The following is a 25596-nucleotide window of genomic DNA, read 5'->3' on the forward strand; positions in this document are numbered from 1 at the left end:
ATGACGGAAGACGGCAAAAAGAACAGACGCGCGGTTCAGGGGGGCGGGTGCCCCTATGCGAGCCGCCGGGAAATGCTCTTCGGTCTTGCCGGTGCCGGCGGGGCGCTTGCGCTTGGGGCAGGCGGTGCGTTCGCCAAGGACGCCAAGCAGGCCGAGGTTGAGGTGAAGACGGGAAGGGCGGACTCCACGAGCGGCCGCCAGGTTGCCGATGCGCCGTCGGGCTCGGGCAATACCAAGGACCGGGTGCCGTTCTATGGTGCGCATCAGGCGGGCGTGATCACCCCGCGGCCGGCCACGGGTATCGTTGCGTCTTTCGATGTCGTCGCGCGCAAGCCGGAAGAGCTGGAGCAGATGTTCCGGGAGCTGACCGACCGGATCGCCTTCCTCACCCAGGGGGGCAAGGTGCCCCAGCTCGATCCCAAGCTGCCGCCGGCGGATTCCGGTGTGCTGGGGCCGGTGATCGAGCCGGACAATCTCACCATCACCGTGGGGCTCGGCGACTCGCTTTTCGAGAACCGGCCGTGGCTTAAGCCACTCAAGCCAAAGCAGCTCCAGCGTATGCCGGAATTTCCGAACGATGCGCTGGATGCGGAGCGGAGCCACGGCGATCTATCTATCCAGTTTTCCGCCAATCTCATGGACACGAACATCCACGCCTTGCGGGATATCGTGAAGAACCTGCCCGAATATCTCGTCATGCGGTGGATGCAGGAGGGCGACGTGCCGGTGATCCCGCCGAAGCCGGACGGCAGCTCGGAAAGCGCCCGCAATTTCCTCGGCTTTCACGACGGCTCGGCCAATCCGGATTCCAACGATGCGGAGCTGATGGAGGAGGTCGTCTGGGTGGATGAGGGTGACGACGAGCCGGAATGGGCCTATGGCGGCACCTATCAGGCGGTGCGCATCATCCGGAACTTCGTGGAGCGTTGGGACAGGACGCCCTTGCGGGAGCAGGAGCGCATCTTCGGCCGCAAGAAGAACTCCGGCGCCCCGCTCGATGGGGGCACCACGGAAAGCGATGTGCCGGACTACGCGGCGGATCCGGAGGGCAAGCTGACGCCGCTGGACGCTCATATCCGGCTGGCCAATCCGCGCACGCCGGAATCCGACGAGAATTTGATCCTGCGGCGGCCGTTCAACTATTCCAACGGCGTCACGAAGTCGGGCCAGCTCGACCAGGGGCTGCTGTTCATCGCCTATCAGGCCGACCTGGAGAAGGGCTTCATCACCGTTCAGCGGCGTCTCGATGGCGAACCCCTTGAGGAGTACATCAAGCCCGTGGGCGGCGGCTTCTTCTACGTGCTGCCCGGCGTGCCCGGACCCGAAAACTATCTCGGCCAGAGCCTGATCGAGGCTGCCAAGAAATCCGACGACACCCCAACCTAAGGCTTACCCCCGAAGGAAACCGATATGTCTTTCACCCGTATTCTGTTCGCGGTCACTCTTGCCGTGCTCCTGAGCGTCGGTCCTGCCCAGGCGCAGTCCACGCAAGCCTCGCTTGAGCTGGTCGAGCCCCTGGCGGAGTACAAGATTTACGTGGCGGAGCACGCTGCGGCGCTGGTCGAGGATACGGAGAAATTCGTGACCGCGGTGAAGAACGGCGAGGTGGAGAAGGCCAAATCGCTCTTCGCGCCGACCCGGCGCCATTATGAGAAGATCGAACCGATCGCCGAGCTATTCGCCGATCTCGACGTGTCGATGGATTCCCGCGCCGACGATTACGAGAAGGGCGAGGCCGATCCGAATTTCGGCGGCTTCCACCGGATCGAATACGGTCTTTGGGAGAAGAACAGCACCGAAGGGCTCGACGGCTACGCCGACAAGCTTCTGGCCGATGTGAAGGATCTCAACAACCGGGTCGCCGATCTGACCTTCCCGCCCGAGATCGTCGTCGGCGGTGCCGCAGTTCTGATGGAGGAAGTCGCCGCGACCAAGATCTCCGGCGAGGAGGATCGCTACAGCCGCACAGATCTGTGGGACTTCGAGGCCAATTTCGACGGCTCGCGGAAGATCTTCGAGCTGTTCAAGCCGCTGATCGACGACGAGGCGTTTATCGCCAAGGTGGAGTCCAACTTCGCCGACGTCTACGAGATCCTCGAAGAATACGAGACCGAGGATGGCGGCTTCGTCTCCTATGTGAAGCTGACCGATATGGACCGGCGGGTGTTGTCCGCTAAGGTCAACACGCTGGCCGAAGAGCTCTCGACCCTGCGCGGCCGGCTGGGGCTGGGATAACGCATCGCCGCCTAGACCTTCAGCTCGGGCTGCTCCTCTGTGCCGAACCATCGGATCACGGTGGGGAGCGTGAGCCCCTGCACCAGGATCGTGAACAGCGCCACGCAGTAGGTAGCGGCCAGCAGGGCCGGCTTCTCGTCCACGTTGGGGATCGACAGGGCGAGCGCCACGGAGATGCCGCCGCGCACGCCGCCCCAGGTTAGAATGGGGATGGTGCCTTTGGCGAATTCTTCCCAGGCCTTTAGCGCGAAGACGGAGATCGTCACCGCCATCAGGCGTCCGAACAGGACGATGGGCACGGCCAGGCCTGCGAAGGGCGCAAACGCGGCGTCGAACTTTAGGACCAGAACCTCCAGGCCGATCAGCAGGAAGAGCAGCGAGTTCAGGATCTCGTCGATCACGGTCCAGAAATCGAACAGATGCCGGCGGGTGGTCTCGCTCATGGCGATGGCCGCCCCCCGGTTGCCGATCAGCACGCCCGCAGTCACCACGGCGATGGGGCCGCTGATATGCAGATGCTCGGCGATGGCGTAGGTGGCCATCACCAGGGCGAGAGAGATGATGATCTCGATGGGGTAATCGTCGATCTGGCGCATGGCCAGATAGGAGATGTAGCCGGTCGCGAGACCGAGAGCCGCGCCACCCAGGGCCTCGGCGAAGAACAATCGCCCGAGCTCCAGAAAGTCGATGCCGTTCTGATCGCCCGAGACCGCTGCGGCCAGGAGGATGGTGAACAGCACCACGCCGACGCCGTCATTGAAGAGGGACTCGCCGGCCATATCCATCTCCAGGGTCTTGGGCACGCCGGCATGCTTCAGGATGGCCAGCACGGCGATGGGGTCGGTCGGGCTGATCAGCGCGCCGAAAACGAGGGCCCAGGCGAATGAGATCGGCAGGCCGACCAGCGTGCCCGCATACCAGACACCCACGGCAATGATGATGGTGGAGATGACCACGCCCAGAGTGGCCATGAGGCCGACGGCCCATGCGCGATCCTTCAGCAGGCCGAGATCGACCTGGAGCGCGCCGGCGAAGAGCAGGAAGCCCAGCATGCCGTGGAGCAGGGTCTCGGAGAAGTCGATTTCCTGAATCGTGTCGGTGAGCTCGGCGAAGATCGGGGTCTCCGGGACCATGAGCTCCAGGCCGACAAGGACCAGGGAGGCTGCGAAGGCCATGACCAGCAGCCCGACATTGTGAGGCAGGCCGATGACCCGGTGATTCAGCCACGCAAACAGAGCGGTCAGGACCAGGAGTCCTGCAATGATTTCGAATAGCGACAACGGCCGGTCCCCCGATGGCCGCCATGGGTGAAGGGCGCTCCTGCCCGCCCCGATGGCGTGAAGTTCGAAAACAAAGAACCCGCAAGCCGCGCGCGGCGTCAAGGGAGAAGGCCGGAATCATGCGGTGGGCGCCCACCTCGTGGGCGCTAACTTTGCGCTAAACATATCTCGAGTTTTCCAGAAAACAGCCCGGATCCTCGGCCCGCTTTAACCGTGGCCATGCCATGGGTTGTGCGCTCGCGCGACGTCGCGCTTGGCACAAGAATGGGAAAGAAGAATGGGCCACGCAGCTGGACAGATCGACCCGGCATTTCGGGAATTGCTGGGGCAGGGAGATGGACAATCCTCTTTGGACGAGGTGCTTGACAGTCTCGGTGACAGCCGGGAAGACGCCCCGCGCGAGGCGGATGAGGGCGATGTCGCAAGCCTCCTGAAGCGGCTCAACGACGAAATTCGCCAATGGGACGACGTACCTCCTGCGGAGCGCGACGAGGACGACGCTGGGAGCAGCGACGCCCCGGCCGACGGTTCCGACTACGCAGCGCAGGCGCGTCCCGTGCGTCAGTTCCTGACGCCGGAGCGGGCAAACCCGGCGATTCCGCAGCCCGTGCCGCTCGCACCGGACGGCCCGGAAGACGATTCCGCTTCTAAGCCGACAAAGCAGGGCAACGGGAAGGCGAAGACCTATCTCAGCCGTGGCATCAAGACGGGCATTCTTCTGGCGGTGCTGATCGTGCTCGGCTGGGCCCCGCTGCAGCGGCTGTGGCAGGCCTCGAGCGCCGAGGCCAGCGTCAATGCGCGGGTGATCACCTTGCGCTCGCCCATCGATGGGACGGTGGAGCTGCCGAATGGCCCGGTTCAGGTGGGCTCTGCGGTCGATGCCGCCAAGCCGATTGCCCTGATCGAAAATCCGCGCGCGGACCGTGCCCGTCTCGACGATCTCACCAGCGACATCGCCGACCTCAAGCTGGAGACCGAGAGCCTCGAGACTCGCATCGTCGAGCTGACCGCCCATGCGGGGAAGCTCGAGGAGCAGCGCGACGCGTTTCAGGCCGGGCGCATCGAACAGCTCGAAGCGCAGATGAAGGAATACGATGCCGATATCGCCGCGGCCAAGGCAGAGCAGAAAGAGGCCGGCCAGATGCTGGCGCGGACCAAGCGCCTCCTGGAGCGCGGCTATCAATCCCACGCCTCCTACGACACGGCAGTAATGAAGGAGCAGGTCGCCTCCAGCCGCATCGTGTCTTTGGAGCAGAAGCTCATCGGGACCCGGGTGGAGCTTGAAGCGGCGCGCAAAGGCCTCTTCGTGGGCGACAGCTACAACGACATTCCGCGAACCGCCCAGCGGCTCGACGAGATCACCCAGGAGTTGGTGACGCTGCGCGCTGAGCGCGCCTCGAAGCAGGGACGTATCGCGGTTCTGGAGAAAGAGATCGCGCAGGCCCGCAAGCGCTACGATGCGCTCGCCTCGGCCACCATCGGCGTGCCGTCCGCGGGCCGAGTTTGGGAAGTGCTGACCGCCGATCACGAAGTGGTCACCCAAGGCCAGCCGCTGTTCAAGCTGCTCGATTGCGGTGGCGCGTTGGTCACCGCAACGGTGAGCGAATCCACCTATAACGCGCTGAAGCTGGGGCAGCCGGCGATGTTCCATCTGCGGGGCGACTCGGCGGAGCTGCCGGGCAAAATCGTCGCCCTGAACGGTCTGGCGGATGTGCCGTCGAACCTGGCCCTGGGCGAAGGGATCTTTTCCCGCGAGCCGTATCACGTCTCCGTGGCGGTGCCGGGTCTCGCCGAGAAGCCGGATTGTTATTTTGGACGTACGGGCAAGGTGACCTTCGATACCTCGGCCGCTTCCGGCGCGGTGGCAGCCGTCGCGAAATGAGCTACGCCTCAGGGGTCAGCTACTGGGAGGCTCTCGTTCCAGGCCTGTTGGTGCTCTTGGCGTCGCTCGCCATCCTGCCGTGGCTGAACCGCAAGAGCGATATCGCGCGTAGCGTGGTGATCTTCATCTGCCTGGCGATCACCTGGCGCTACATGATCTGGCGGATCACCCAGACATTGCCGCCGGTCGGGCTGACGGCCGACTTCGCCGCCGGTGTGATCTTCACGACCGTGGAGTTCCTGGCCATCGTCGGCGGGACCTTGTCGCTGTTCTTTCTGACACGAAGCCGAAACCGGACCGACGAGGTGGAGCGGAATCTCCCTTGGCTCCGGTCGCTGCCGAAGCAGCCGCTCGTGGACGTGCTGATCTGCACCTATAACGAGGACGAGCGGATCCTGGAGCGCACCATCATCGGCGCGCTCGCCATCGACTATCCCAACTACAGGCTTTGGGTCTGCGACGACGGGCGCCGGCCCTGGCTGGAGGAGATGTGCGCCCGGTATGGCTGCGGCTATCTCATCCGCCCCGACAACGCCCACGCCAAGGCGGGCAACATCAACAACGCGCTGAAGCATCTTTCGACGCTTGCCGAGCAGCCGGAATTCATCTCGATCCTGGATGCGGACTTCGTACCGAAGCGCAACTTCCTAAGCCGCACGGTCAGCCTGATGCATGCGCGCGATGTCGGCGTGGTGCAGACGCCCCAGCATTTCTTCAATCCGGACCCCATTCAGACGAACCTGTCGCTGGCCCGGGTCTGGCCCGACGAGCAGCGCTATTTCTTCGATGTGGTGATGCCGTCCAAGGATGCCTGGGACGGGGCATTCTGCTGCGGCACCTCTTCGGTGATCCGTTACCGCCCGCTCATGGCGATCGGCGGCTTCCCGACGGATTCGGTGACCGAGGACTATCTCGTCTCCCTGCGCTTGCGGGAGACGGGCTTCCGCACGGTGTTCCTCAACGAGGTGCTCTCTCTCGGCCTCGCGCCGGAGGGGCTGAAGGACTATATCGGCCAGCGCAGCCGCTGGGCGCTGGGCTTCGCGCAGATCTGCCGGGGCAAGAGCGGACCCTTCCGCATCGGCAACGGCATTCCCCTGGTGGACCGGGTGATGATGGTGGAGACCTTTCTCCACTGGTCGGTGAGCTATCTGATCCGCATCCTCGCGCTGATCGTGCCGGCGATCTATCTGCTGTTCGACGTCCAGGCGGTGTTCGCCAATGTCTCGGACGCGATCTCTTACGTGATCCCGCATTTCGCGGCCCAGGTCGCGGTGATCGTCTGGATCTCCAAGGGCCGGGCGATGCCGGTGCTGTCGGATTTGGGGCACATTCTGTGCGCTGACGCCATCGTCAAATCCGTGACCATCGGTCTGTTCGGGACGAAGGATCAGAAGTTCAAGGTGACGGCCAAGGGCTACGACCGCACCAAGCGGACAATTCAGTGGCCGCTTCTGCGGACTTTCCTGTTCTACCTCGCGCTCACCTTCGCCGGCATCCTGTGGGCCTTCGTGATCGACGATACGCGCTCGCTGGCGGACGCCGCCGGCATGGCGCTGTTCTGGAGCTGGTACAACATCGTCATTCTGGTGCTTGCCTGCCTCGTCGCGGTGGAATCTTCCCAGCGGCGTGCCGGCGACCGGTTCAAGGCGCAGGGGATGGCGACGCTTACGTGCGGGGGGCGATGCTATTGCGCCCCGGTGCGGGATATCTCGATCAGCGGCATGGGGCTTTACGGGGCGGCGCCTGCGCCTGTCGGCACGAGACTTTATGTCGAATTCGACGAGCTGGCGTTGGATGCGGAGATCGCGGTCTCCTACCCGGACAGGTTCGCAATCAAATTTGCGTTATCGCCATCGGCGCGGGCGGCCCTGGTCCGGCATATTTACGGCGGGAGCTACGAGGCACAAATCCATGAAATACGGCCCTTGTCGGTGGCTGGCGCTCTCGCACAACGGGTATTGAGATAACGTGATTACCAAACCTTCCACCTTTAATGGTGAAACGGAAGGCGGCTCACTCTGTTAGTCTGTCATACAGCGGACCTTCTACATGGGCCCGGAGAAAATCGATTGAAATCGAGAGGAAACGTCATGATCAAGAACATGCTTCTGTCTGCCGCTGCCGGCGCCATGCTGCTCGGCGGAGCCACTGTCGCGATGGCCGCGACCGGCGAGTTCGACAATATGTGCGCCATGGGCCTCGCTCTGGATAAGGAAGTCGAGACCGATTGTTCGGTGAATGCCGAGTACGACGGCAAGACCTATTGCTTCGGCAATGAGAAGGCCAAAGAGATCTTCATGAAGAACCCGGAGAAGAATCTCGAGAAGGCCGAGGCTGCCTATTCCAGGAAGCACGAAGACAATATGTAGCTCGTTGCCGCTGATACGGCGGAGCTAAAGAAATGGCCGCGCCTGAGGGCGCGGCCATTTTCGTGTCTGCAGTCGTGTCTGGCTTACGAGCCGCTCGGCTTCGATTGGGCCTGGAAGACGGTTCCGTCCGTGTCGGTCATGGTGACGTCGAGATCGTTGTGCTCGCCACGGCCGAAGGTGAAGCGGAAATTCGGATTGGCCGAGATCGACGGGGTGGCGTCCATGGTGAAGACCAGTTCGCCATCGCGCTTCACTACCATCTTCTCGATGAAGCGGGCGGAGATCATCTCGCCCGTGTTGGGGTTGATCTGGAAGCCGCTGAAGTTCGGGTGCTTCAGCATAACCTGCCCCTCCCAGATCGGCGTGGAGTCGAGCGCCGGCGGGAAGGTCTTCACGATCATCTTGCCCATGCCCTCGGTCAGGGTCGTCGGGTCCTTCGCGTTCATGGCCGCGCAGCCGCCGGCCGCGGCGATGAAGCCCTTGGTCATGTGCAGCTGGCCGTCTTCGGTCTCCACCACGGCGCGGATATGGGAGAAGCTGTCTACCCGGACCCGGGTGGTAAAGCGGCGCTCACCGCCTTCACCGGCCGCGGGGCCGAAATGGAGCTGGGCAACCACGGGCGCCGGGTTCTTATCCAGCACGATGGTCAGCGACTTGAGCGGACCCTTCACCTCCGGGGGCACGCGCACGGTGATCGGAACCAGCGCCCCGTCATCGGCCTGGGCCGGGGCGTCGAGGATGACGACGCCGTCGTCTTCGATGATGTCGCGATTTTGAAAGACCGCTGCGTGGAGCATCGGCCAGTCATCAATATCGGCGCGCGCCGGGACCGGTGCGGTCATGCTCACGGCCAGGAAAGCCGCCAGGACGCCGGAGGGCAGGAGCGCCCGGCGCAGTCGATAGAGAATCCATTGGGGCATCGTTCTTCCTCCCATCAGGGTTTGCGTCATTCTAACGCATTCGGGGCCGGAACTCATTCCCATTCGAGCTCGGCAAAGGCGGCAGTCACATTGCGCCGGTGATAGACGTCGAACAGCTTCCACTTGTCTTTTTCGCTGTAGCCGGCGGTTTTCACCGCTTCTTCCAGGGTGCCGTTCTCGTCGATCATCTTCCGGATATCGTCGGCCACGACGGTCCAGTAGCGCTGCTCGTCGTTCAGGCTCGCCGGCATGTCCATAGAGACCGGACCGTGGCCTGAGACGACCCGGGCGGCCTTTCGGCCGTGGAGCTGGTCGATCAGGTCCAGCCATCCCAGGATCGAGCCGTCGAGGGTCGGGATGTGCTTGGAGAAGAGCAGGTCGCCCAAAAAGAGCGTGTCGGTATTCTCGTCGGTGATGATGAGATCGTTGTTGGTGTGGGCGGTCGGCTGAGGCTCCAGCACCAGCTTGCGGTTGCCGAGATCGAGGACCTCCTTCTCGGCGATCTCGCGGGTGGGGAGGATCACCTCGGTGCCCACCATGGCCTCCTTGCCCATCATGCGCTCCGAGCTCGCCAGATAGGTCTCGGCGCGGACCGACAGGCCGGCCTTCATGTTCTTGTGGGCGACGAATTCCGGGTCGTCGTCCTTGAAGGCAACATTCCCGAAAACATGGTCCGGGTGCATGTGCGTATTGATCACGTAGCGGATGGGCTTGTCGGTGATCTCGCGGATGCGCTTACGGAAAGCCTGGCCGGCGATTGCCGTTCCCGACGTGTCGATCACCGCCACAGCGTCATCGCCAACGATGAAGCTCGCATTCGCCATGTCGCCCATATTCTCCGGCGACTGAAGCTCGTAGCGGCCGTGATGGACGAAGACGCCGGGGGCGATCTCCTCAACGGCCATATCGGGTGCGGTCGGGTCGGCACTCGCGGCCGCGGCGCGTGCGGGAAGGCTGTGCGCGAGGGGAAGGCATGCCAGGGCGCCCATTCCCTTCAAGACGCTGGCCCGGGTTACGGGCTTTGCCAGAAACGAATGGCGCTGGAATTTTGGAGTTCGTATCATCTTACTTACTAGTAGGTAGGCTGATGACGCGTGTTTGGCAAGTGAAGCCTTTCCCTAGAGAAGAGCTTCCTTGCGCGCTCTGGGTTTGGGGCGAGAGGGCGCTCGGCTACTGGCCTGCGGGCGAAATCACGGGTTCATCGTTCAAGATGCATTCCCAGGCGCCAACGGCGGGGTATTCAGCCAGGTCGGTGCGCTGCTCGAGGAACTGCATGGCGGTGATGTAGCCGGCATGTCCCCGGCAGGCGCCGGCGTTCATCCGCCCAGTCACGAACTGCATGGGAATAGGAACGTCGATGCAGCCAAGATCGCGGTACATGGCGAGGCGCTCTTCTTTGCTCAGCGCCTTTACGTCGTCGTACTTGACGCCCTGATTGGTGGGCTCGAGCAGAGTCTCCGAGGCGTGGCACGCCTTCACGATGATCTGGACGTAAACCTGATCTGTCGGATTGGAGCTGTCACTTGTGGAACCCGTGGCGGCGTCTGCCGGCACGGAAGCCAGCAGCGGTGAGACCATCAGGGCGGCGAGCGCCCAAAGCTTCAATTGCATCGCTATCTCCGATGCCGGCCAGCGCAGTCTCTTCTTGTTATTGAGGCCGACAATGCTTGGGGCGCTCTAAGCACCCTCATTGCCCTCAATGTCCTTGTCCCCAGTCATCAAAGCGCGGCCCACGGAACAAAATCCCGTCTGACCGCGTATTTCATACGATAATCCTATATATTGCCTGTGGTTCTTTCCACTCAACAAAAGGTGACCAATGACCGGCCATAAGTTCAAGATCGGTGAAAAAGTTCAGCTCGCACGCGACCCGCTCAACCGCAAGACGGGGATCTATGAAGTTATGGCGCTGCTACCGGAAGAACATGAAGGCTGGCAGTATCGGATCCAGGATCCTCAGAGCAAACAGCAGCGGGTGGTCATCGAAGCCCGGCTTTCAGAGGTTGCCGGGGCGTAAGCTAGGCACTCTTCGGTAACGGATGCGGCAAGGCCTCTTCGTCGGCCTCGCGGTGTTTGCTATTGACCCTGACCCACTCCTCGAAAAGCTTCGGCGCCAAGGCTGGCGAGAATAGAAAGCCTTGCGCCTCGTCGCAGCGCTCCTTCTGGAGCGCCTCGAAGAGTTCGATCGTCTCCACGCCCTCTGCGACCACGCGATAGCCGAGATTGTGCAGTGTCGTGAAAAGCGTCCGCACGAGGGTGCGTGAGCGGTCTTCCTTACCCAGGGCCTGCACCAACGACCGGTCGAGCTTCACAACTCCGGCCGGAATATCCAACAGATAGGCCAGATTGCTGTAGCCGGTGCCGAAATCGTCGATGGCGACGACGACGCCGGCCTGGTCGATCACGTTCAGCTGGCGCAAAGCCTGCTCGCCCTTCTTCAGGATCGCGCCCTCGGTCAGCTCCAGCTCGAGGGTTTCCGGATCGATTTCGTGCTGCTGCAGCGTCTGGATGAGACGGGCCGCGAAATCGCCTTCGCCCAGATTCTCAGCCGAGATGTTCACCGACACGTTCAGCTCCATGCCCTGCTTCTTCCAGGCTGCCATCTGGCGAACGGCCGTATCGATGACCCAGGCCGTAAGCTCCCGGGTGAGGGAGGTTTGCTCAAGAAGGGGGATGAACTCGCCCGGCGCGATGTTGCCGAGCTCCGGGTGGGTCCAGCGAATTAGCGCTTCCGCGCCGATGTATTTGTGTGAGGCCACATCGATGCGGGGCTGGTAGGCGAGATAAAGCTGGTCTTCAGTGCGGATCGCTTCGCGGATGTCTGCAAGCAGCCGGTAGCGGCGCCTCTCCGCCTCGTCGAGCTGCGGCGAATAAAAGCTCAGCTTGCGATCGCAGTGCCGAGCCTCCTCGGCGGCACTGTGGGCCATTCGGATCACGTCTTGCGGATCGGATTCGCCGAGCTGGAACGGCACGACACCGATGCTGGAGGTGAACAGGACGGGCGGGTTGGTGCTGCTCAGGGTTTTCTGGATGCACCGCCGCAGCTTTTCGATCTCGGTGGCGCGGAGCTTCTCGTCGATCTGGTCCACCAGATAGATGCACTGGCCGTTGCCCGCCATGTAGAGGCGCTGGTCTTCGCCGAAGGCCTCGCCGATTTCCCGGGTGACGTTGTCCATGAAGCTGTCGATGAAGGCCGGTCCGAGCACCCGCATGGTTTGGGCGAGCTCCGAAGGGTGGGCGAAGTCGATGAGAGTGGCGTAGCGAGTCTCGCCTTCCTCATCGCGGGCGAAGTCCTGAACATCCTCGATGAACTGATTGCGGCTCGGCAGGCCGGTCACCGGGTCGACACGTCCGAAGGCGTGCTCGAGCTCGATCTGGGCCATCACCAGGGCGGCGAGGTCGCGCAAAGCGACGCATTCGTCGTCGGTGACCTCCCGGGGCTCGGTTCCGAGCACGCACATGGTGCCCAGACCATAGCCGTCGCGGGTGATCAGCGGGGCGCCGGCATAGAAGCGGATGCCGTGCTGGGCCAGGAGGCTGTCGGCGTATTTGTCATGTTGCAGCAGGTCCCTGAGGACGAGAACATCCTTCTTCTCGATCACCTCGGCGCAAGGCGCCTTGTCGCGCGGGACCTCGGTCTGCTCGAGGCCGATGCGGGACTTGAACCACTGGCGGTTCTCGTCTGTCAGCGAGACCGCGGCGATGGGCAGGTCGAAAATCTGGCTGGCGAGGCGAGTGATGCGGTCGAAGCTTGCGCTGGGCGCGGTGTCGAGCAGACCGAGGGAGCGAAGTGCCAGAAGCCGCCTCCGTTCCGCGGTTTGGGGGAAACGTTCGATGGCGGCTGTCGCGGTGGGCTCGGTCATGGTCACCAAAACTCGTGTCCTCCAAGGGCTGGCGGCAACATGGACTGACAGCAACGTGGGCCGCTGCCAGAAACGCGCTTCGATCGATCGGTGTTTCCCGCTGACTCCAATCTAAAAAACCATTGAAAAGGTTGTCTTAGGCGACTGGATAAATTGCGCGGCGAACTTATCTAAAGGTGTCAGTAACGGCCGCTGGCAGGGGCGCCGCTTGCCTGATAGGTTTCGCCACCGTCCGACCGGCGCTGCTTTCCGGTTCGCCCGGACGTCCTTCCGTCATTTCATCCAACGTCACCGCAGGGTCCGATGCAGCCCGCCATCTCCGTCACCGACCTTTCCAAGACCTACGATTCGGGATTCCGCGCATTGAAGAATGTGGACCTCGAGATTCAGTGCGGCGAGATCTTCGCTCTGCTCGGACCGAACGGTGCGGGCAAGACCACGCTGATCAGCATCATCTGCGGGCTGGTCAACCCGACGGACGGCAAGGTGGAGGTGCTGGGCCATGACATCATCAAGGACTATCGGCCGGCCCGCCAAAGCATCGGCCTGGTACCCCAGGAGCTGACGACGGAAGCGTTCGAATCGGTCTGGGACACGGTCTCGTTCAGCCGCGGCCTGTTCGGCCTTCCGAAGGACCCGGACCATATCGAGCGTGTGCTGCGGGATCTGTCGCTCTGGGAAAAGCGCGACAGCAAAATCATGGAGCTTTCAGGGGGCATGAAGCGCCGGGTGCTGATCGCCAAGGCGCTGAGCCACGAGCCGGACATTCTGTTTCTCGACGAGCCGACGGCGGGCGTTGACGTGGAGCTGCGCCAGGCCATGTGGGAGGTGGTGCGGAAGCTCCGGGATCGGGGCGTCACCATCATTCTCACCACCCATTACATCCTCGAGGCGGAGGAGATGGCCGACCGGGTCGGCGTGATCAATCACGGCGAGATCATCGTCGTGCAGGACAAGGCCGATCTCATGCGCTCCTTGGGGCGTAAGCAGCTTCGTCTGCAGCTTCAGGAGCGTATCGAGACTGTGCCGAGCGAACTGGACCGGTTCGGGCTGTCCTTGGACGAGGGCGGTCACGTGCTCGTCTACGACTACGACACCCAGGCGGAACGCACGGGCATCACGGCGCTGCTGACAGCGCTGAGTGACGCCGGTTTGCGCTTCAGCGATTTGGATACCAAGCAGAGCTCCCTGGAGGACATCTTCGTGAGCCTGGTCAAGGACGCGTCATGAGCTTCAGCTTCGAGTCGGTCAAGGCGATCTATATCTTCGAGATGCGCCGCGCCTGGCGCACGATACTCCAGAGCGTCGTCTCGCCGGTGATCTCCACGGCGCTCTACTTTATCGTGTTCGGGGCTGCCATCGGCGGGCGTATTGAGGAGGTGAACGGCATCAGCTACGGCGCCTTCATCGTGCCGGGGCTGGTCATGCTGTCCCTGCTTACCCAAAGTGTGAGCAACGCCTCGTTCGGCATCTTCTTCCCGCGCTTCGCAAAGACGATCTACGAAATCCTGTCGGCGCCGATCTCCGCCTTCGAGATCGTGCTGGGCTATGTGGGCGCGGCGGCGACCAAGTCGATGGTGCTGGGGCTGATCATCCTGGCGACAGCGTCGCTCTTCGTGCCGCTGCAGATCGATCATCCAATCTGGATGCTCGCCTTTTTGGTGCTCACCGCGATCACCTTCAGCCTGCTGGGCTTCATCATCGGCATCTGGGCGGACGGGTTCGAGAAGCTGCAGCTCGTGCCGCTGCTCATCATCACGCCGCTGACCTTCCTGGGCGGCACGTTCTATTCCATCGATATGCTGCCGCCGGTCTGGCAGACCGTGACCTTGTTCAATCCGGTGGTCTATCTGGTGAGCGGCTTCCGCTGGAGCTTCTACAGCGCGTCGGATGTGAGCGTAGGCATCAGCCTCGGCATGACGCTCGTGTTCATGGTGGTCTGCCTCGTCATCGTGCATCTGATCTTCAAGTCCGGATACCGGCTGAAGAGCTAGGACAGCGTGCATAAAATGCCTGGCCGCGCGCGGGCACAGTTACGGCGCGCGGTGGCAACGAAGACGATTTCGGAAATTAGGAGCCGGCCGAGGTGCTCGCGGCCGCCGTCCGGTCGCTGCGGTTCCCGGGGCGGCTGGTGAGCAGCTCCAGATCCTGAGCGGCTCCGGGGTTCGAGCCGACCAGCTCGTCCAGGGTGTGCTCGTCGAGGACGCTGATGAAGGCGTCGAGAGCCTCGCCCAGAAGCCGGTTGATCAGGGCGGCGGGCTTGATGGCGCAATCGCGGGAATCGCCGCCGCCGCATTCGGCCTCCACATAGGTGGCTTCCGTTGCGCGCACCACATCGCCGATCTGAATCTCTTCGGCGGGGCGGGCGAGCTTCAGGCCGCCGAGACGGCCGCGGGTCGATTCGATGAAGCCAGCGCGGACCAGGATCGGTACGATCTTGGCCACGTTATATTCGGTGATGCCGTAGATCTGCGCGATCTCGCTTGCCCGGACGGACTTACCCTCTTTGCGTGCGCAATGGGTCAGGATCCGGATCGCGTAGCTTGTCTGTTTGGTCAGTCGCATGGTGATTTGCCTCACCCGCTTATAGCAAAAATGAATCGCCCAGACAGACAAAAGACTCCAAGGATCGAAAGGGCCCTGTCCGGCGATGTGCAATCTTAGAGCTACTCTAATGTATGATCGTGTCCGAAAAAAGGGCTGCTAACCATAAGTTGATAGTGCCGGGAAGATCCGGAAGCCCCCCAATGACCGTAACGCTACCAAAGCCCCATATTTCAATAACTTACTGCCAGCTTTGTGGTTGGCTTCTGCGTGCGTCTTGGACTGCGCAGGAGCTTTTGACGAGCTTCTCCGACGAGATCGGTGCCGTGACGCTGATTCCGGACCGGACGGGCGGCGTCTTCGACATCCATGCCGATGGCGTGCTTGTCTATTCCCGGGCGGATGAGGGACGGTTTCCTGAGATGAAGGAGCTGAAGCAACTGGTCCGGGACCGGATCGCGCCCGAGAGGGATCTCGGCCATTCCGATCGGCGTTGATCGAATGAGCACAACCTAGCTTTGAATCGGGTTGCGCCCCATATGAGGCGGCATGCGCCCGTAATGCGCGAAACCGAAACCTGCGAGGTCAGACATATCCATGGGTAAGCCCGTTACCGTCGATATTCCCCATAATCTCGGCAAGGAGGAAGCGATCCGCCGGCTGAAGAACGGTTTCGGCCAGGTGCGCTCGTCCTTCGGCGACAAATTCGCCGTGCTGCAGGACGATTGGACGGGGGACCATCTGGATTTTCAGGCGAGCCTTCTGGGGCAGAAGACCAACGGCAAGGTGGATGTGGCCGACGACCATGTTCATCTGGAAGTCGAGCTTCCCTGGATGCTGGCCATGCTCGCCGACAAGGCCAAGGCGCTGGTCAAGAAGCAGGGCCAGTTGATGCTTGAGAAGCCGGTCAAGAAATAAGCCTCAAGGCCATACTCAGCGAATCTCGATGATTTCCGCTTCGCCCGCGCCGGCGGCGACCAGATCGCCCTCGGAGCGGCCCATCAGGGCCTGGGCGACCGGCGAAGCGTAAGAAAGCGTTCCTTTGGACGGATCCGCCTCGTCCTCGCCTACAATGGTGAAGGTCTGGCGGCGGCCGTCATCCCGCTCGATGGTGACCGTATTGCCGAATCGGACCTCTTCGGTCTGGTCGGTCGCAGGCATGAGCTGCGCTGTCGCGCGGCGCGCGGTGAAATAGCGGAGATCGCGATTGATCCGCGCCAGGCGATGCTTGTCCTCTTCGGCCGAGGCTTCCGCATGAGCGTCATGGAGTGCGGCGAGCTCATCGTCGATCAACTTGAGGCCGCGCTCGGTGACCAAGTTGTTCGAAGAAACGGGACGGTCCGGCAGCTCGTCATAGACGTCGCTACCTTCCTGCTCTTTGGTGAATGCCTTACTCATCGGAAGACTCTAGCATGGATTGATCTCGCCTCGTCGAGGGGCTCGGAAGCTGGTTTTGTGCACGATATCTGTGCAGTGCTGATAGTTTTAGCAAGGCGATTGAAGCTCTACAAAAGCTTCCCAAGTAGAGCTATAGCTTTCGCCGAGGTCTAAACTTTCCTTTTTCATTTACGGAAGGACCGAGGCCGGAAACAAGGGGTCGGACGCAATCCGGCCCACATCATAAATAGGGAGAACGAACGCTATGAAATATGTTGTTGCTGTTATTCAGCCCCATCGGCTTCACGAAGTGCACGATGCCCTGACGGCCATCGGTGTCGAAGGCCTGACCGTGTCGGAAGTGCGCGGCGTGGGTCGCCAGAAGGGCCATACCGAGGTTTATCGCGGCGCCGAGTATACGGTGGATTTCGTGCCGAAGGTCAAGCTTGAGATCGCTGCCGACGACAGCGTGGCGGACAAGATCGTTTCGGCGATCTCGGAAGCTGCCAAGACCGGCAAGGTCGGCGACGGCAAGATCTTCGTGCTGCCGCTGGAGAGCGCCACTCGCGTGCGCACCGGCGAAACCGGCGCGGATGCGCTTTAAGCCCTTTGTATCTGCGTTAGCTTCCCTCGCTCGCCAGTAGGGCGACGGGGAAGTTCTTGAGCACCTCGCTGAGGTGCATCTTGTTATCGATTGCGGTCATCGTCTCCCCGGTCAGGAGATTGCGCCAGCTCTTGCTGGCCCAATCACCGGGGAGGCTGATGGCCGTATCCTCCCACTTTTCCGAAGACACGATGGGGGTCTCCTGACCCTCGAGAAGCGCCCGCGCCCGGATGGGGGCGATCGCGATAAGTCCGCACGTCTCATCGCTCCTGAGATAAGCGACCGCGTGGGCGCTCCTGGCGCCCGTCAGATGGACAGGAGTGTAGTCGCCCGTCTCGAACAGGGCCGGATAGTCCTCACGGTGCCGCAGGCCCTTCTCCAGGAGGGAGAGCTTGATGACGCCGCTCCGCCAGCTTTCCAGCAGGTCTGCGGGGTCTGAATCTCCTTCAAGCCCGGACAACATCTCTTCCAGCTTTGCGAAATCCACAGGGCGGCGATTGTCTGGATCGACCAAGCTCAGCTCCCACAGCTCCGACCCGCGATAGACGTCGGGCACGCCCGGCGCCGTAAGCTTGATCAGGGTCTGGCTCAGGCTATAGAGACCGCCGGCAAGCGCGATCTCTTCGTGGGCGCGCGAGAAGTCGTCCAGGAAGTCGGACGCCTTATCGGGATCTAGGACCTCGCACACGAAGCGCTCCACGGCCTCTTCGTAGGGCTGATCCTGGCCCGTCCAGCTCGTCCGCACCTTGGCCTCACGAATAGCCTTCAGCATGAAGGCGGTCATGCGGTCCGACAGGGATTGCATGGCGTCGCGGTCTTCGAATGAAAGACCGAAGGGCCAGGCCCCGGCGAGGGACTGATAGAACAGCCATTCGTCCTCGACGCTGGGCGTGCGCTCGCCGGCCTCATCGAGAGTGAGGGCCGACTGGTTCATCTCCGACCACCGGCGTACGCAGTCAGACCAGTTCTCCGGCGCTTCGCTCAAAGAGTAGAGCCGGGTGCGGGCGTCTTCGCCGCGCTTGGTGTCATGGGTCGAAGTGGTGGAGAGCCCTTGGCGCTGTCGGATCAACCGTCCATCCATCTCATCGTGGAAGGACTCGATGGGCGCGCCGAAGACGTCCGGCTCGCCGCCGACCTCGTTCAGGGCGATCAGCCGGTTGTAGCGATAGAACAGGGTGTCCTCGAGCGCCTTGGCCATAAGCGGTCCGGTGGTCTGCTGGAACCGTGTGGCGAAGGTGAGCGCCTCGGCGCGGGCGGCCGGGTCCTCCAGATCGAGGCGCCAGATCTGGGCGATGAAGTCGATGGCGAGATCGTCCTCCACCTCGCGGGAGGCCTTGGCGACCGCTGTGGCATCGGCGATCAGCATCTCGTCTTCGGCGCTCGGGCCTTCGACATCGACATAGGTGCGGTAGACGGGAAGCGCGACGGCAAGCTCGATGATGGCGCGGCGCAGGGTGTCCCGGCCGAAATCTCGGGTGACGAGATCGGCGGCGGCGAGCTTGGCCGCCAGCCCTGAGAGCACGTCGAGCTCGCCGGCCAGATTGCGCACGAAGATGTGGCGCTTGGCGCGGAGCAGGAGAGTCTCGTAGTCGAGCTGCTCGCCGATGAAGTCGTGATAGGCCGCCGTCATGGCGCTCTCGCCGTTAGGGTCGGTGAAGAGGCCGGCCAGGCTGCGGATGAATTCGTAGCCGGTGGTGCCGGCGACGGGCCAATTGCGCCGCAGGGTTTCGCCCTGACCGAGGATCTTCTCAATCAGCAGCAGATACGGCTCCGCCTCGTTAGTCGCTTCCGTCACAGCCTCTTGCAGCTTGAGGAAATAGGCGAGCGGATCGGAGAGACCGTCGATATGGTCGAGACGGATGCCCTGGATGAGGTTCTTGCCGACGAGGTCGAGGATCAGCCTGTGGGATTCTTCGAAGACGCTCGGCTGCTCCATGCGAACGCCGACCAGATCGGTCACCTCGAAGAAGCGGCGATAGGTGAGAGTTTCGCGCGCGGCGCGCCAGAAGGCGAGGCGCCAGACCTGAGCTTCGTGGAGCTGATGCATCAGCTCGCGATCGGCGACGATCGCGTCCAGCGCTGTCTCCAGCTTGGCACGGGCCGCGTCGTCCTGCAGCCGGTCGCGCAGCTCGGTTTTCAGCTCGGCGGTGGTCTCCGGCGTCGCAATGGCGAACCGGTTGGCGAGATCTTCCAGGCTGCCATCTTCGATCTGGGTGAGGATGGTGGCATAGCTCTGTGGCGTCATGGGGAGCTCATGGCCCGGGGCGGTGAAGTTGAGACCGCCGCTCGCCGCGTCCAAGTCGATGCCGAAGGCGCCGTTCGCAAGCGACAGGCCATAGGGCTCGCCCAGGGCTGGGATCAAAAGCTTGGGCGCCGACCAATCGATATCGAAATGATGGGCATAGGGGCTCTGCTCGCCCCATTCCAGCACGTCGCACCACCACGAATTGAAGGGGCTGGCGCCCATATGGTTGGGCACGAAGTCGAGGATTAGCTGGAGGCCATGCTTCTTGAGCGCCGCCACCATCTCCTCCAGGCCCTCGCGGCCGCCCAATGAGGCCTCGATGCGATTGTAATTGGCGGTATCGTAGCCGTGGGTGGAGCCCGGCACGGCTTCGAAGATGGGCGAGGCATAAAGATGGCTGATGCCGAGGCGCCTCAGATAGGGTGCGAGATCGGCCGCTTCTTTGAAGCCGACGCCTTCGCGGAACTGCAATCTGTAAGTGGCTGTGAAAGGCCGCATTAACGGGGACGTTCGGTTGCGAGGACTTGGACGAGATCCCCGAACAGCTTGTGATCGGGCAGCTCTTCCAGATTAACGCCGATCTTGCGCTGCCAGTTCGGATGCTCGTCCACTGTTCCCGGCAGATTGGCCTGCTCGTCGGCGGCCAAGGCGTCATCGAGCTGCACAGCGAACAGCCGGCAGGGCGTGCGCGACAGGAAGCGGTGGATGGCCAGCAGCAGCTCCTCGGAGAGCTCGTCGGCTGCGGCGATCTCGGGCGCATCGCCTTCGATGAGGCGTGCCTCCTGAAGGGCCTCGACGAGAAGGCGCTTCTCGGCCTCGCGGCCCTCCATCTGGATCTTGGTGTCTTCTTCCTCCTGGGCGCCCACGTGATCGCGCCAGCGGATGTCGCTGCCGGTCCACCAGCCCTTCAGGGTGGGAAGGTCGTGGGTGGAGCCGCAGACCATGGCCTCGCGGCGATAGGCGTGGGGCTGGAAAAAATGGCCGTGGTGGCGGCTGAAATAGAGCACCTGATAGCTGAGCAGGCCAGCGCGAACCATGGTGTCGGTGAAGCCTTCGGGCACAGTCCCGAGGTCTTCACCGATGACGACACAGCGGGCCATCCAGCTTTCGTCGGCCACCATCTCCAGCATCTGACGGAAGGGATAGCGGACATAGCCGCCGCCCAGCGCATCGCTGTCTTCGGGGATCCAGTAGAGACGGCTCAAGCCCATGGCGTGGTCGAGACGCATGGCGCCGGCGTGACGCATGTTGTCCCTGAGGAGGCCCCGGAACGGTTCGAAGCGCTGCTCCCGAAGTCCCATGGGCGAGAAGGGGATGAGCCCCCAGTTCTGGCCGCCGGGGCAGAGCGCATCGGGCGGTGCGCCGATGCGGGCTTCGCGCGCCGTCGCGTGGCCGCCGCACCAGGCGGTGGAGCCGTCGGGCGAGACGCCGATGGCGAGATCGAGATAGAGGCCGATGCGCATGCCGGCCTCGCGCGCCTGCCGCTGGGCGGCGGCGAGCTGGATGTCGGCGAGCCATTGCAGCCAGCTATGGAACTCGACGCGGTGCTTGTGGCCCCGGATGAAGTCCCGCACGGCGAGGCTCTCGCGGTCCTGGTATTCTTCCGGCCAGGTGGACCAGGCGACGTAGCCGCCTTCGGACACGAAGTGCTCCGCCAGGGCTTCGTAAAGCGCGAAGTTCTGAAGCGCTTCCGCCTTCTCCTGCTTGAAGTTCTCATAGGCGCGGCGGTCGGCGTCCGAGGCGTTCTTGGTGAAATGCTCGAATAGCGCGTCGAGGGCGGCGAGCTTCACCCGGTAGACGGAAGGATAATCGATGAACTCGGCTTCCCGGAGCTTCGGCAGCTCGGCCACGAGCTGATCGCGGTTCGGCAGCTCCTCGAAGCCCGGCACCTGATCGGGGGCGATGAAGATGGGGTTGAGGAAGTTCCGGCTCGACGGCGCGTAGGGGCTGATGCGCGAGGGGTCGGCCATGAAGAGCGCATGGAGCGGGCTCACGCCGACGAAGTCCGCGCCGAGCTTGCCCAGCCGGGTTGCGAGGTCGGCGAGATCGCGGAAATCGCCGATGCCCCAATTGCCGGAGGAGCGCAGGCTGTAGAGCTGGGTGGTCATGCCCCAGACGCGGTGGTCGACCAGCCAGAGCGGCCAGAAGCCGCTGCGGGACAGGGTTTGGATGTCCTCTTCGGGGATCGGCGCGGGCGCCTCGGCGATGCTCTGCTCAATCTCCTCGTCGCTGCCCACGGCAACGCCCATGGCCTTCAGAATCTCGGCCTTGGCGGAGAGGGGCGTCTCGACCCATTCTCCCGTCTCGCTCGTATAGCCGTCACCAATTCCGTAGCATTCGGCCAGACGCTGCAACTTCTCACTCACGCGTTGCTCCCCAATTCCCCTATTTCAAGCAGCAGACGATGGACCATGGCGGAAGGTTGCCTGCCTCTAACGCCTCCGCGGCGGTCCCGGGCCGCTGATAAATCACATCGCCCTCGGCGCTTCCTTCGATCTCTTCCGCCTCATCGGCGAGATTGGCGGAGATCGTCAATATCCGGCCGCCGCCGAGCTGCCAGCGCACGGTGAAGGCGCGGCCAGACTGCGCCTCGATCCTCCCCGAATGGGCCGGAATGGACGACAGCGCGGGCACAATGCATTCCCGGCGGATGCGCAGCAAGTCGCCAACGAGCGTTTCGCGGGCTTCACGCTGGGCGGCGGGCACCTCCTCGCGACGGAGCTGGGAGGCTTCGAAGGTCGATAGCGCGTTGGGATCCGGGATCCTGTGTCGCGCTTCAGGGTCTGCGAAAAGGCGGACCTTCTTGAACTCCTCGCGGCGCCCTTCGCGGACGGCGTCGGCGAGCTCGCCATGGAAGTCAGTGAAGTACTGGAAGGGGCGCGTCTCGCCGTACTCCTCGCCCATGTAGAGCAGGGGCGTGTGGGGCGAGAGAAGTAGCAGCGCCAAGGATGTCTCCAGAGCCTCGGGCGATGCCAGCATGGTGAGCCGTTCGCCGAAGGGGCGATTGCCCGTCTGGTCGTGATTCTGAAGGAAGTTGACAAAAGCGGTCGGCGGAATATGGCCGGATGCCTCGCCGCGGGGCGCGCCGCCGCGATAGGAGGAGGGCTCGCCCTGGTAATCGAAGCCTTCCGCCTCCATCCGGGCGACACGGGCGCCGGGATCGTCGACGTAATCTTCGTAGAAGCCGTCATCCTCGCCGGTCAGGATGTGGTGCATGGCGTGATGCCAGTCGTCGTTCCACTCGCCGGTGAAGAGTTTTGGACGGTTCTCCTCGTCGAACTCCAAGAGGGTGACCAGGTTCGAGTCGTCTTCGGAGGTCAGGTGGATATGGCGATCGGGGAAGCGCTTGCGGACCGTGCGGGCCATCTCCTTCAGGATCGGCTCATCGCTCGGATCGTCGATCTGGTCGATGGCGTCGAAGCGGAGCCCGTCGAAGCGATACTCCTCCAGCCAGTAGAGTACGTTGTGCACGAAGAAATCGCGCACTGGCTTGCGGTCGAAGGCGATGGCCGGGCCCCAAGGGGTGTGGCGCTCGGGATGGAAGAACTCCGAGGCGTAGAGGCCGAGGTAATTCCCGTCCGGTCCGAAGTGATTGTAGACGACGTCGAGCAGGATCATCAGATCGCGCTCATGGGCGGCATCGACGAGAGCCTTCAGACGTTCCGGCCCGCCATAGGCAACGTGGGGCGCATAGAGCAGCACGCCGTCATAACCCCAACCGCGATTGCCGGCGAATTGGGCCACGGGGCAAAGCTCGACGGCGGTGACGCCGATCTCGGCGAGACGGTCCAGCTCCTTCAGCACGCCGTCGAACGTGCCGTCGGCTGAGAAGGTGCCGGTGTGAAGCTCGTAGAGAACGGCTTCGGGCCAGGGGCGGCCTTTCCAATCGGCCGTCTTCCATTGATACGCCTTCGGGTCGACCAGCTTGCTCGGCCCATGCACGTCGTCCATTTGCGCGCGGGCGGCCGGGTCGGGCACGCGCATGCCGTCATGGAGCGCAAAGTGATAGCCCTCGCCGGGCTTCACCATGGACGTCTCAAGCTCGAACCAGCCTTCTTCCTGGGGGATCATCTGCATCGCTTCGCCGGACTGGGTCGCGATCAGGGTGATCTCTTCCTGGGACGGTGCCCAGAGACGGAAGCGCGCACCGTGCTCGGTAATCTGGGCGCCCCAAGGGATGTCGTGTTCGAAGCGGTCGGTCATCAGGACGCTCTCTCCAGAAGGAGCAGGCTGCGGGCTGGAACCGAGATCGTGTCGCCGACGAGGGGCCCGTCGGGCCGGATCTCACCCGTGGACGTGTCGCAAAGGGTGCGCCACTTGAACTTCTCCCCACCGAATGACGGCAGGGTGAAGTCGATGGGCTCGCCGTCGCTGTTGAAGATCAGCAGTAGGACCGTGTCGCTCTCGGCGAGGCAGAGGCCGACGCATTTCGCGACCGGGTCTTCCCAATGCTCGGGACGCTTCTCCTCGCCATCCGGCTTGAACCAGGTGACGTTGGCGATGGAGGTCGCGACCGGTTCGCCATGGAGGAAGCGGCGGCAGCGGAGTACGGGGTAGTCGCGGCGGAGCGATGTGAGGCCGCGGACGAACTCCAGCAACTTCCAGTCCCGGTCGGGCCGGTCGGTCCAACGCATCCAGGAGATCTCGGTGTCCTGGCAGAAGGCGTTGTTGTTGCCGCCCTGGCTGCGGCCGAGCTCGTCGCCCATCTGAAGCATCGGCGTGCCTTGGGCGAAGAGGAGGCTGGCGAGCTGGGCGCGCTTGAGGCGCTCGCGTGTTTCGAGAACTTCCGGGTCGTCGGTCTCGCCCTCGACGCCGCAGTTCCAGCTGCGGTTGTCGTCGTGGCCGTCGCGATTGTCCTCCTTGTTCGCCTCGTTGTGCTTCTCGTTATAGGAATAGACGTCGTTCAGGGTGAAGCCGTCATGGGCGGTGACGAAGTTCACGCTCGACCAGGGTCGCCGGCCGTGATTGTCGTAGAGATCGGCCGAGCCCAGCACGCGATGGCCGAGGCCGGGTAGGCTGCCCATCTCGCCGCGCCAATAGTCGCGCAGATCGTCGCGATAGCGGTCGTTCCACTCCGCCCAGCCCGGCGGGAAGCCGCCAACCTGATAACCGTACTCACCGAGATCCCACGGCTCCGCGATTAGCTTCACCTGGCTCAGGACGGGGTCCTGGCCGATGGCGTCCAGGAAGGACGAGGAGGGATCGAAGCCGACACTGTCCCGGGCAAGGGACGAGGCGAGGTCGAAGCGGAAGCCGTCGGCGCCTTGCTCCACCCAGTAGCGCAAGGAATCCATGACGAGGCGCAGCACCTTCGGATGGGACATATCCAGTGTGTTGCCGCAGCCGGTGGTGTCGTAATAGTGCCGCGGCTCGTTCGCCAGGCGGTAATAGGAGAGGTTGTCGACACCCCGGAAAGACAGGGTCGGGCCCAGCTCGTTGCCTTCGGCTGTGTGATTGTAGACGACGTCGAGGATCACCTCGATGCCAGCCTCATGGAGCGCATCCACCATCTGGCGGAACTCCTCCATGCCGCCACCCTCGGTGAGATAGCGGCGGGCGGGGGCGAAGAAGCCGATGCTGTTGTAGCCCCAATAATTGCTGAGATCCTGGTCGATCAGGTGCCGGTCGTTGACGAAGGACTGGACCGGAAGCAGCTCCAGCGCCGTGACGCCCAACGACTTCAAATGCTCGATGATGGCAGGCTGGGCGATCCCTAAGAACTTGCCGCGCAGCTTTTCAGGCACGTCCGGGTGGGTGGCGGTCAGGCCCTTCACATGGGCCTCGTAGATGACCGTCTCATTCCACGGCGTGTTGGGACGCGGGGCGGCAGGCTTGGCCTCCTCAGGCAGCACAACGCATTTCGGCAGGTACGGCGCGCTGTCGCGCTCATCCATGGCCAGGTCGCCGGCGCGTTTGGAGCCGATCTTGTAGCCGAACAGGGCGTCGTCCCATTTCAGCTCGCCGGCATAGAGGCGGGCGTACGGGTCGAGCAGCAGCTTGTGAGGATTGAAGCGGTGGCCGGCGCGCGGATCATACGGCCCATGCACCCGGTAGCCGTAGAGCTGGCCCGGGCCGATGCCGTCGATCCGGCCGTGCCAGACTTCGTTGGTGTATTCGGGCAGGGCGAAGCGGTCCGACTCGGTTCCGTCGGTGCTGTCGAACAGGCACAACTCGACCCGGGTGGCATTGCGGGAGAAGATGGCGAAGTTCACGCCTTCTCCATCCCACGTCGCCCCGAGCGGCCATGGCGAACCAGGCCCCATCTTAAGGTCCATTC

General features: G+C 63.0%; 22 protein-coding genes. 11 read left to right on the top strand and 11 right to left on the bottom strand.

Going from position 1 to position 25596, the window contains the following annotated elements; translation table 11 throughout:
• Together efeB and efeO are read left to right on the top strand one after the other, a co-directional pair.
• Positions 1-1386 (top strand): iron uptake transporter deferrochelatase/peroxidase subunit, encoded by a 1386-nt coding sequence (efeB, locus tag ACFQ2F_RS05770; protein ID WP_379087045.1) that lies wholly within the window; start codon positions 1-3, stop codon positions 1384-1386.
• Between the two features lie 24 nt (positions 1387-1410).
• Entirely contained in the window at positions 1411-2235 is an 825-nt protein-coding gene (efeO, locus tag ACFQ2F_RS05775) for an iron uptake system protein EfeO (RefSeq protein ID WP_379087048.1), read from the top strand.
• An 11-nt stretch (positions 2236-2246) separates the two neighbouring features.
• On the opposite strand, the gene ACFQ2F_RS05780 is transcribed toward efeO, so the two are convergent.
• A complete protein-coding gene (locus tag ACFQ2F_RS05780) occupies positions 2247-3515 on the bottom strand; it encodes a cation:proton antiporter (RefSeq protein WP_379087051.1) in 1269 nt (422 codons plus the stop codon).
• Positions 3516-3792: 277 nt separating this feature from the next.
• Between ACFQ2F_RS05780 and ACFQ2F_RS05785 the strand changes: the two genes are divergently transcribed.
• The 3 genes from ACFQ2F_RS05785 to ACFQ2F_RS05795 all read left to right on the top strand — a co-directional run bounded on the left by ACFQ2F_RS05785 (position 3793) and on the right by ACFQ2F_RS05795 (position 7766).
• Positions 3793-5397 (top strand): HlyD family secretion protein, encoded by a 1605-nt coding sequence (locus ACFQ2F_RS05785; protein WP_379087054.1) that lies wholly within the window; start codon positions 3793-3795, stop codon positions 5395-5397.
• Positions 5394-7364, top strand: a complete 1971-nt coding sequence (locus ACFQ2F_RS05790; RefSeq protein ID WP_379087057.1) for a glycosyltransferase family 2 protein — start codon at positions 5394-5396, stop codon at positions 7362-7364. Before ACFQ2F_RS05785 ends, ACFQ2F_RS05790 begins: the two co-directional genes overlap by 4 nt.
• 123 nt (positions 7365-7487) lie before the next feature.
• Positions 7488-7766, top strand: a complete 279-nt coding sequence (locus ACFQ2F_RS05795; RefSeq protein WP_379087061.1) for a hypothetical protein — start codon at positions 7488-7490, stop codon at positions 7764-7766.
• Between the two features lie 83 nt (positions 7767-7849).
• Here ACFQ2F_RS05795 and ACFQ2F_RS05800 read toward each other — a convergent pair whose 3' ends face one another.
• The 3 genes from ACFQ2F_RS05800 to ACFQ2F_RS05810 all read right to left on the bottom strand — a co-directional run bounded on the left by ACFQ2F_RS05800 (position 7850) and on the right by ACFQ2F_RS05810 (position 10297).
• Positions 7850-8686, bottom strand: a complete 837-nt coding sequence (locus ACFQ2F_RS05800; protein WP_379087064.1) for a quinoprotein dehydrogenase-associated SoxYZ-like carrier — start codon at positions 8684-8686, stop codon at positions 7850-7852.
• Positions 8687-8739: 53 nt separating this feature from the next.
• Positions 8740-9675, bottom strand: a complete 936-nt coding sequence (locus ACFQ2F_RS05805; RefSeq protein WP_379087066.1) for a quinoprotein relay system zinc metallohydrolase 2 — start codon at positions 9673-9675, stop codon at positions 8740-8742.
• A 181-nt stretch (positions 9676-9856) separates the two neighbouring features.
• Entirely contained in the window at positions 9857-10297 is a 441-nt protein-coding gene (locus ACFQ2F_RS05810) for a hypothetical protein (RefSeq protein ID WP_379087069.1), read from the bottom strand.
• 208 nt (positions 10298-10505) lie between these two features.
• On the opposite strand from ACFQ2F_RS05810, the gene ACFQ2F_RS05815 reads away from it, so the two are divergent.
• Positions 10506-10703, top strand: a complete 198-nt coding sequence (locus ACFQ2F_RS05815; protein WP_379087073.1) for a hypothetical protein — start codon at positions 10506-10508, stop codon at positions 10701-10703.
• 1 nt (position 10704) lies between these two features.
• Here the strand turns inward: ACFQ2F_RS05815 and ACFQ2F_RS05820 are convergent, their stop codons facing one another.
• Positions 10705-12549, bottom strand: a complete 1845-nt coding sequence (locus ACFQ2F_RS05820) for an EAL domain-containing protein (protein ID WP_379087076.1) — start codon at positions 12547-12549, stop codon at positions 10705-10707.
• Positions 12550-12852: 303 nt separating this feature from the next.
• Between ACFQ2F_RS05820 and ACFQ2F_RS05825 the strand changes: the two genes are divergently transcribed.
• Both ACFQ2F_RS05825 and ACFQ2F_RS05830 read left to right on the top strand, forming a co-directional pair.
• Positions 12853-13779 (top strand): ABC transporter ATP-binding protein, encoded by a 927-nt coding sequence (locus ACFQ2F_RS05825; protein ID WP_379087078.1) that lies wholly within the window; start codon positions 12853-12855, stop codon positions 13777-13779.
• On the top strand, positions 13776-14543 hold the full coding sequence (locus ACFQ2F_RS05830; protein WP_379087080.1) for an ABC transporter permease: 768 nt from the start codon (positions 13776-13778) through the stop codon (positions 14541-14543). The genes ACFQ2F_RS05825 and ACFQ2F_RS05830 overlap by 4 nt, the downstream gene beginning before the upstream one ends.
• A gap of 76 nt (positions 14544-14619) precedes the next feature.
• Here ACFQ2F_RS05830 and ACFQ2F_RS05835 read toward each other — a convergent pair whose 3' ends face one another.
• Entirely contained in the window at positions 14620-15114 is a 495-nt protein-coding gene (locus ACFQ2F_RS05835; RefSeq protein ID WP_379087082.1) for an Rrf2 family transcriptional regulator, read from the bottom strand.
• A gap of 182 nt (positions 15115-15296) precedes the next feature.
• Here ACFQ2F_RS05835 and ACFQ2F_RS05840 point away from each other — a divergent pair, with 182 nt between their 5' ends.
• Together ACFQ2F_RS05840 and ACFQ2F_RS05845 are read left to right on the top strand one after the other, a co-directional pair.
• Complete coding sequence (locus tag ACFQ2F_RS05840) at positions 15297-15590, top strand: SelT/SelW/SelH family protein (protein WP_379087085.1); 294 nt, start codon at positions 15297-15299, stop codon at positions 15588-15590.
• Between the two features lie 100 nt (positions 15591-15690).
• Complete coding sequence (locus tag ACFQ2F_RS05845; RefSeq protein ID WP_379087088.1) at positions 15691-16011, top strand: polyhydroxyalkanoic acid system family protein; 321 nt, start codon at positions 15691-15693, stop codon at positions 16009-16011.
• Positions 16012-16026: 15 nt separating this feature from the next.
• On the opposite strand, the gene greA is transcribed toward ACFQ2F_RS05845, so the two are convergent.
• Entirely contained in the window at positions 16027-16491 is a 465-nt protein-coding gene (gene greA, locus ACFQ2F_RS05850) for a transcription elongation factor GreA (protein ID WP_379087091.1), read from the bottom strand.
• Positions 16492-16735: 244 nt separating this feature from the next.
• Here greA and ACFQ2F_RS05855 point away from each other — a divergent pair, with 244 nt between their 5' ends.
• Positions 16736-17074 carry a P-II family nitrogen regulator gene (locus ACFQ2F_RS05855; protein WP_379087093.1) on the top strand — a complete coding sequence of 113 codons (339 nt, stop codon included), beginning with the start codon at positions 16736-16738 and terminating at the stop codon, positions 17072-17074.
• 16 nt (positions 17075-17090) lie between these two features.
• On the opposite strand, the gene treY is transcribed toward ACFQ2F_RS05855, so the two are convergent.
• From treY to glgX, 4 genes are read right to left on the bottom strand one after another with little or no spacing between them, the layout of a single operon-like run.
• Positions 17091-19817: a malto-oligosyltrehalose synthase gene (gene treY / locus ACFQ2F_RS05860; RefSeq protein ID WP_379087096.1), complete on the bottom strand. Its 2727-nt coding sequence runs from the start codon at positions 19815-19817 to the stop codon at positions 17091-17093.
• Entirely contained in the window at positions 19817-21685 is a 1869-nt protein-coding gene (gene malQ, locus ACFQ2F_RS05865) for a 4-alpha-glucanotransferase (protein ID WP_379087099.1), read from the bottom strand. Before malQ ends, treY begins: the two co-directional genes overlap by 1 nt.
• A 19-nt stretch (positions 21686-21704) precedes the next feature.
• Positions 21705-23522: a malto-oligosyltrehalose trehalohydrolase gene (gene treZ, locus ACFQ2F_RS05870; RefSeq protein WP_379087102.1), complete on the bottom strand. Its 1818-nt coding sequence runs from the start codon at positions 23520-23522 to the stop codon at positions 21705-21707.
• The gene (gene glgX / locus ACFQ2F_RS05875) at positions 23522-25594 is read right to left on the bottom strand and encodes a glycogen debranching protein GlgX (RefSeq protein WP_379087105.1); all 2073 of its coding nucleotides are present in this window, start codon (positions 25592-25594) and stop codon (positions 23522-23524) included. The genes treZ and glgX overlap by 1 nt, the downstream gene beginning before the upstream one ends.
• Positions 25595-25596 lie beyond the last annotated feature (2 nt).

The organism is Methyloligella solikamskensis (assembly GCF_042676065.1).
Classification (GTDB): domain Bacteria; phylum Pseudomonadota; class Alphaproteobacteria; order Rhizobiales; family Methyloligellaceae; genus Methyloligella; species Methyloligella solikamskensis.

Excerpts from the sequence above, each read along its gene's own strand:
- ACFQ2F_RS05835 (WP_379087082.1), bottom strand. The coding sequence starts at position 15,114 with ATGCGACTGACCAAACAGACAAGCTACGCGATCCGGATCCTGACCCAT.
- ACFQ2F_RS05855 (WP_379087093.1), top strand. The coding sequence starts at position 16,736 with ATGAAATATGTTGTTGCTGTTATTCAGCCCCATCGGCTTCACGAAGTG.
- efeO (WP_379087048.1), top strand. The coding sequence starts at position 1,411 with ATGTCTTTCACCCGTATTCTGTTCGCGGTCACTCTTGCCGTGCTCCTG.
- treZ (WP_379087102.1), bottom strand. The coding sequence starts at position 23,522 with ATGACCGACCGCTTCGAACACGACATCCCTTGGGGCGCCCAGATTACC.
- ACFQ2F_RS05830 (WP_379087080.1), top strand. The coding sequence starts at position 13,776 with ATGAGCTTCAGCTTCGAGTCGGTCAAGGCGATCTATATCTTCGAGATG.
- ACFQ2F_RS05825 (WP_379087078.1), top strand. The coding sequence starts at position 12,853 with ATGCAGCCCGCCATCTCCGTCACCGACCTTTCCAAGACCTACGATTCG.
- efeB (WP_379087045.1), top strand. The coding sequence starts at position 1 with ATGACGGAAGACGGCAAAAAGAACAGACGCGCGGTTCAGGGGGGCGGG.
- treY (WP_379087096.1), bottom strand. The coding sequence starts at position 19,817 with ATGCGGCCTTTCACAGCCACTTACAGATTGCAGTTCCGCGAAGGCGTC.
- ACFQ2F_RS05800 (WP_379087064.1), bottom strand. The coding sequence starts at position 8,686 with ATGCCCCAATGGATTCTCTATCGACTGCGCCGGGCGCTCCTGCCCTCC.
- ACFQ2F_RS05820 (WP_379087076.1), bottom strand. The coding sequence starts at position 12,549 with ATGACCGAGCCCACCGCGACAGCCGCCATCGAACGTTTCCCCCAAACC.
- glgX (WP_379087105.1), bottom strand. The coding sequence starts at position 25,594 with ATGGACCTTAAGATGGGGCCTGGTTCGCCATGGCCGCTCGGGGCGACG.
- ACFQ2F_RS05840 (WP_379087085.1), top strand. The coding sequence starts at position 15,297 with ATGACCGTAACGCTACCAAAGCCCCATATTTCAATAACTTACTGCCAG.
- greA (WP_379087091.1), bottom strand. The coding sequence starts at position 16,491 with ATGAGTAAGGCATTCACCAAAGAGCAGGAAGGTAGCGACGTCTATGAC.
- ACFQ2F_RS05805 (WP_379087066.1), bottom strand. The coding sequence starts at position 9,675 with ATGGGCGCCCTGGCATGCCTTCCCCTCGCGCACAGCCTTCCCGCACGC.
- ACFQ2F_RS05845 (WP_379087088.1), top strand. The coding sequence starts at position 15,691 with ATGGGTAAGCCCGTTACCGTCGATATTCCCCATAATCTCGGCAAGGAG.
- ACFQ2F_RS05810 (WP_379087069.1), bottom strand. The coding sequence starts at position 10,297 with ATGCAATTGAAGCTTTGGGCGCTCGCCGCCCTGATGGTCTCACCGCTG.
- ACFQ2F_RS05815 (WP_379087073.1), top strand. The coding sequence starts at position 10,506 with ATGACCGGCCATAAGTTCAAGATCGGTGAAAAAGTTCAGCTCGCACGC.
- ACFQ2F_RS05795 (WP_379087061.1), top strand. The coding sequence starts at position 7,488 with ATGATCAAGAACATGCTTCTGTCTGCCGCTGCCGGCGCCATGCTGCTC.
- ACFQ2F_RS05785 (WP_379087054.1), top strand. The coding sequence starts at position 3,793 with ATGGGCCACGCAGCTGGACAGATCGACCCGGCATTTCGGGAATTGCTG.
- ACFQ2F_RS05790 (WP_379087057.1), top strand. The coding sequence starts at position 5,394 with ATGAGCTACGCCTCAGGGGTCAGCTACTGGGAGGCTCTCGTTCCAGGC.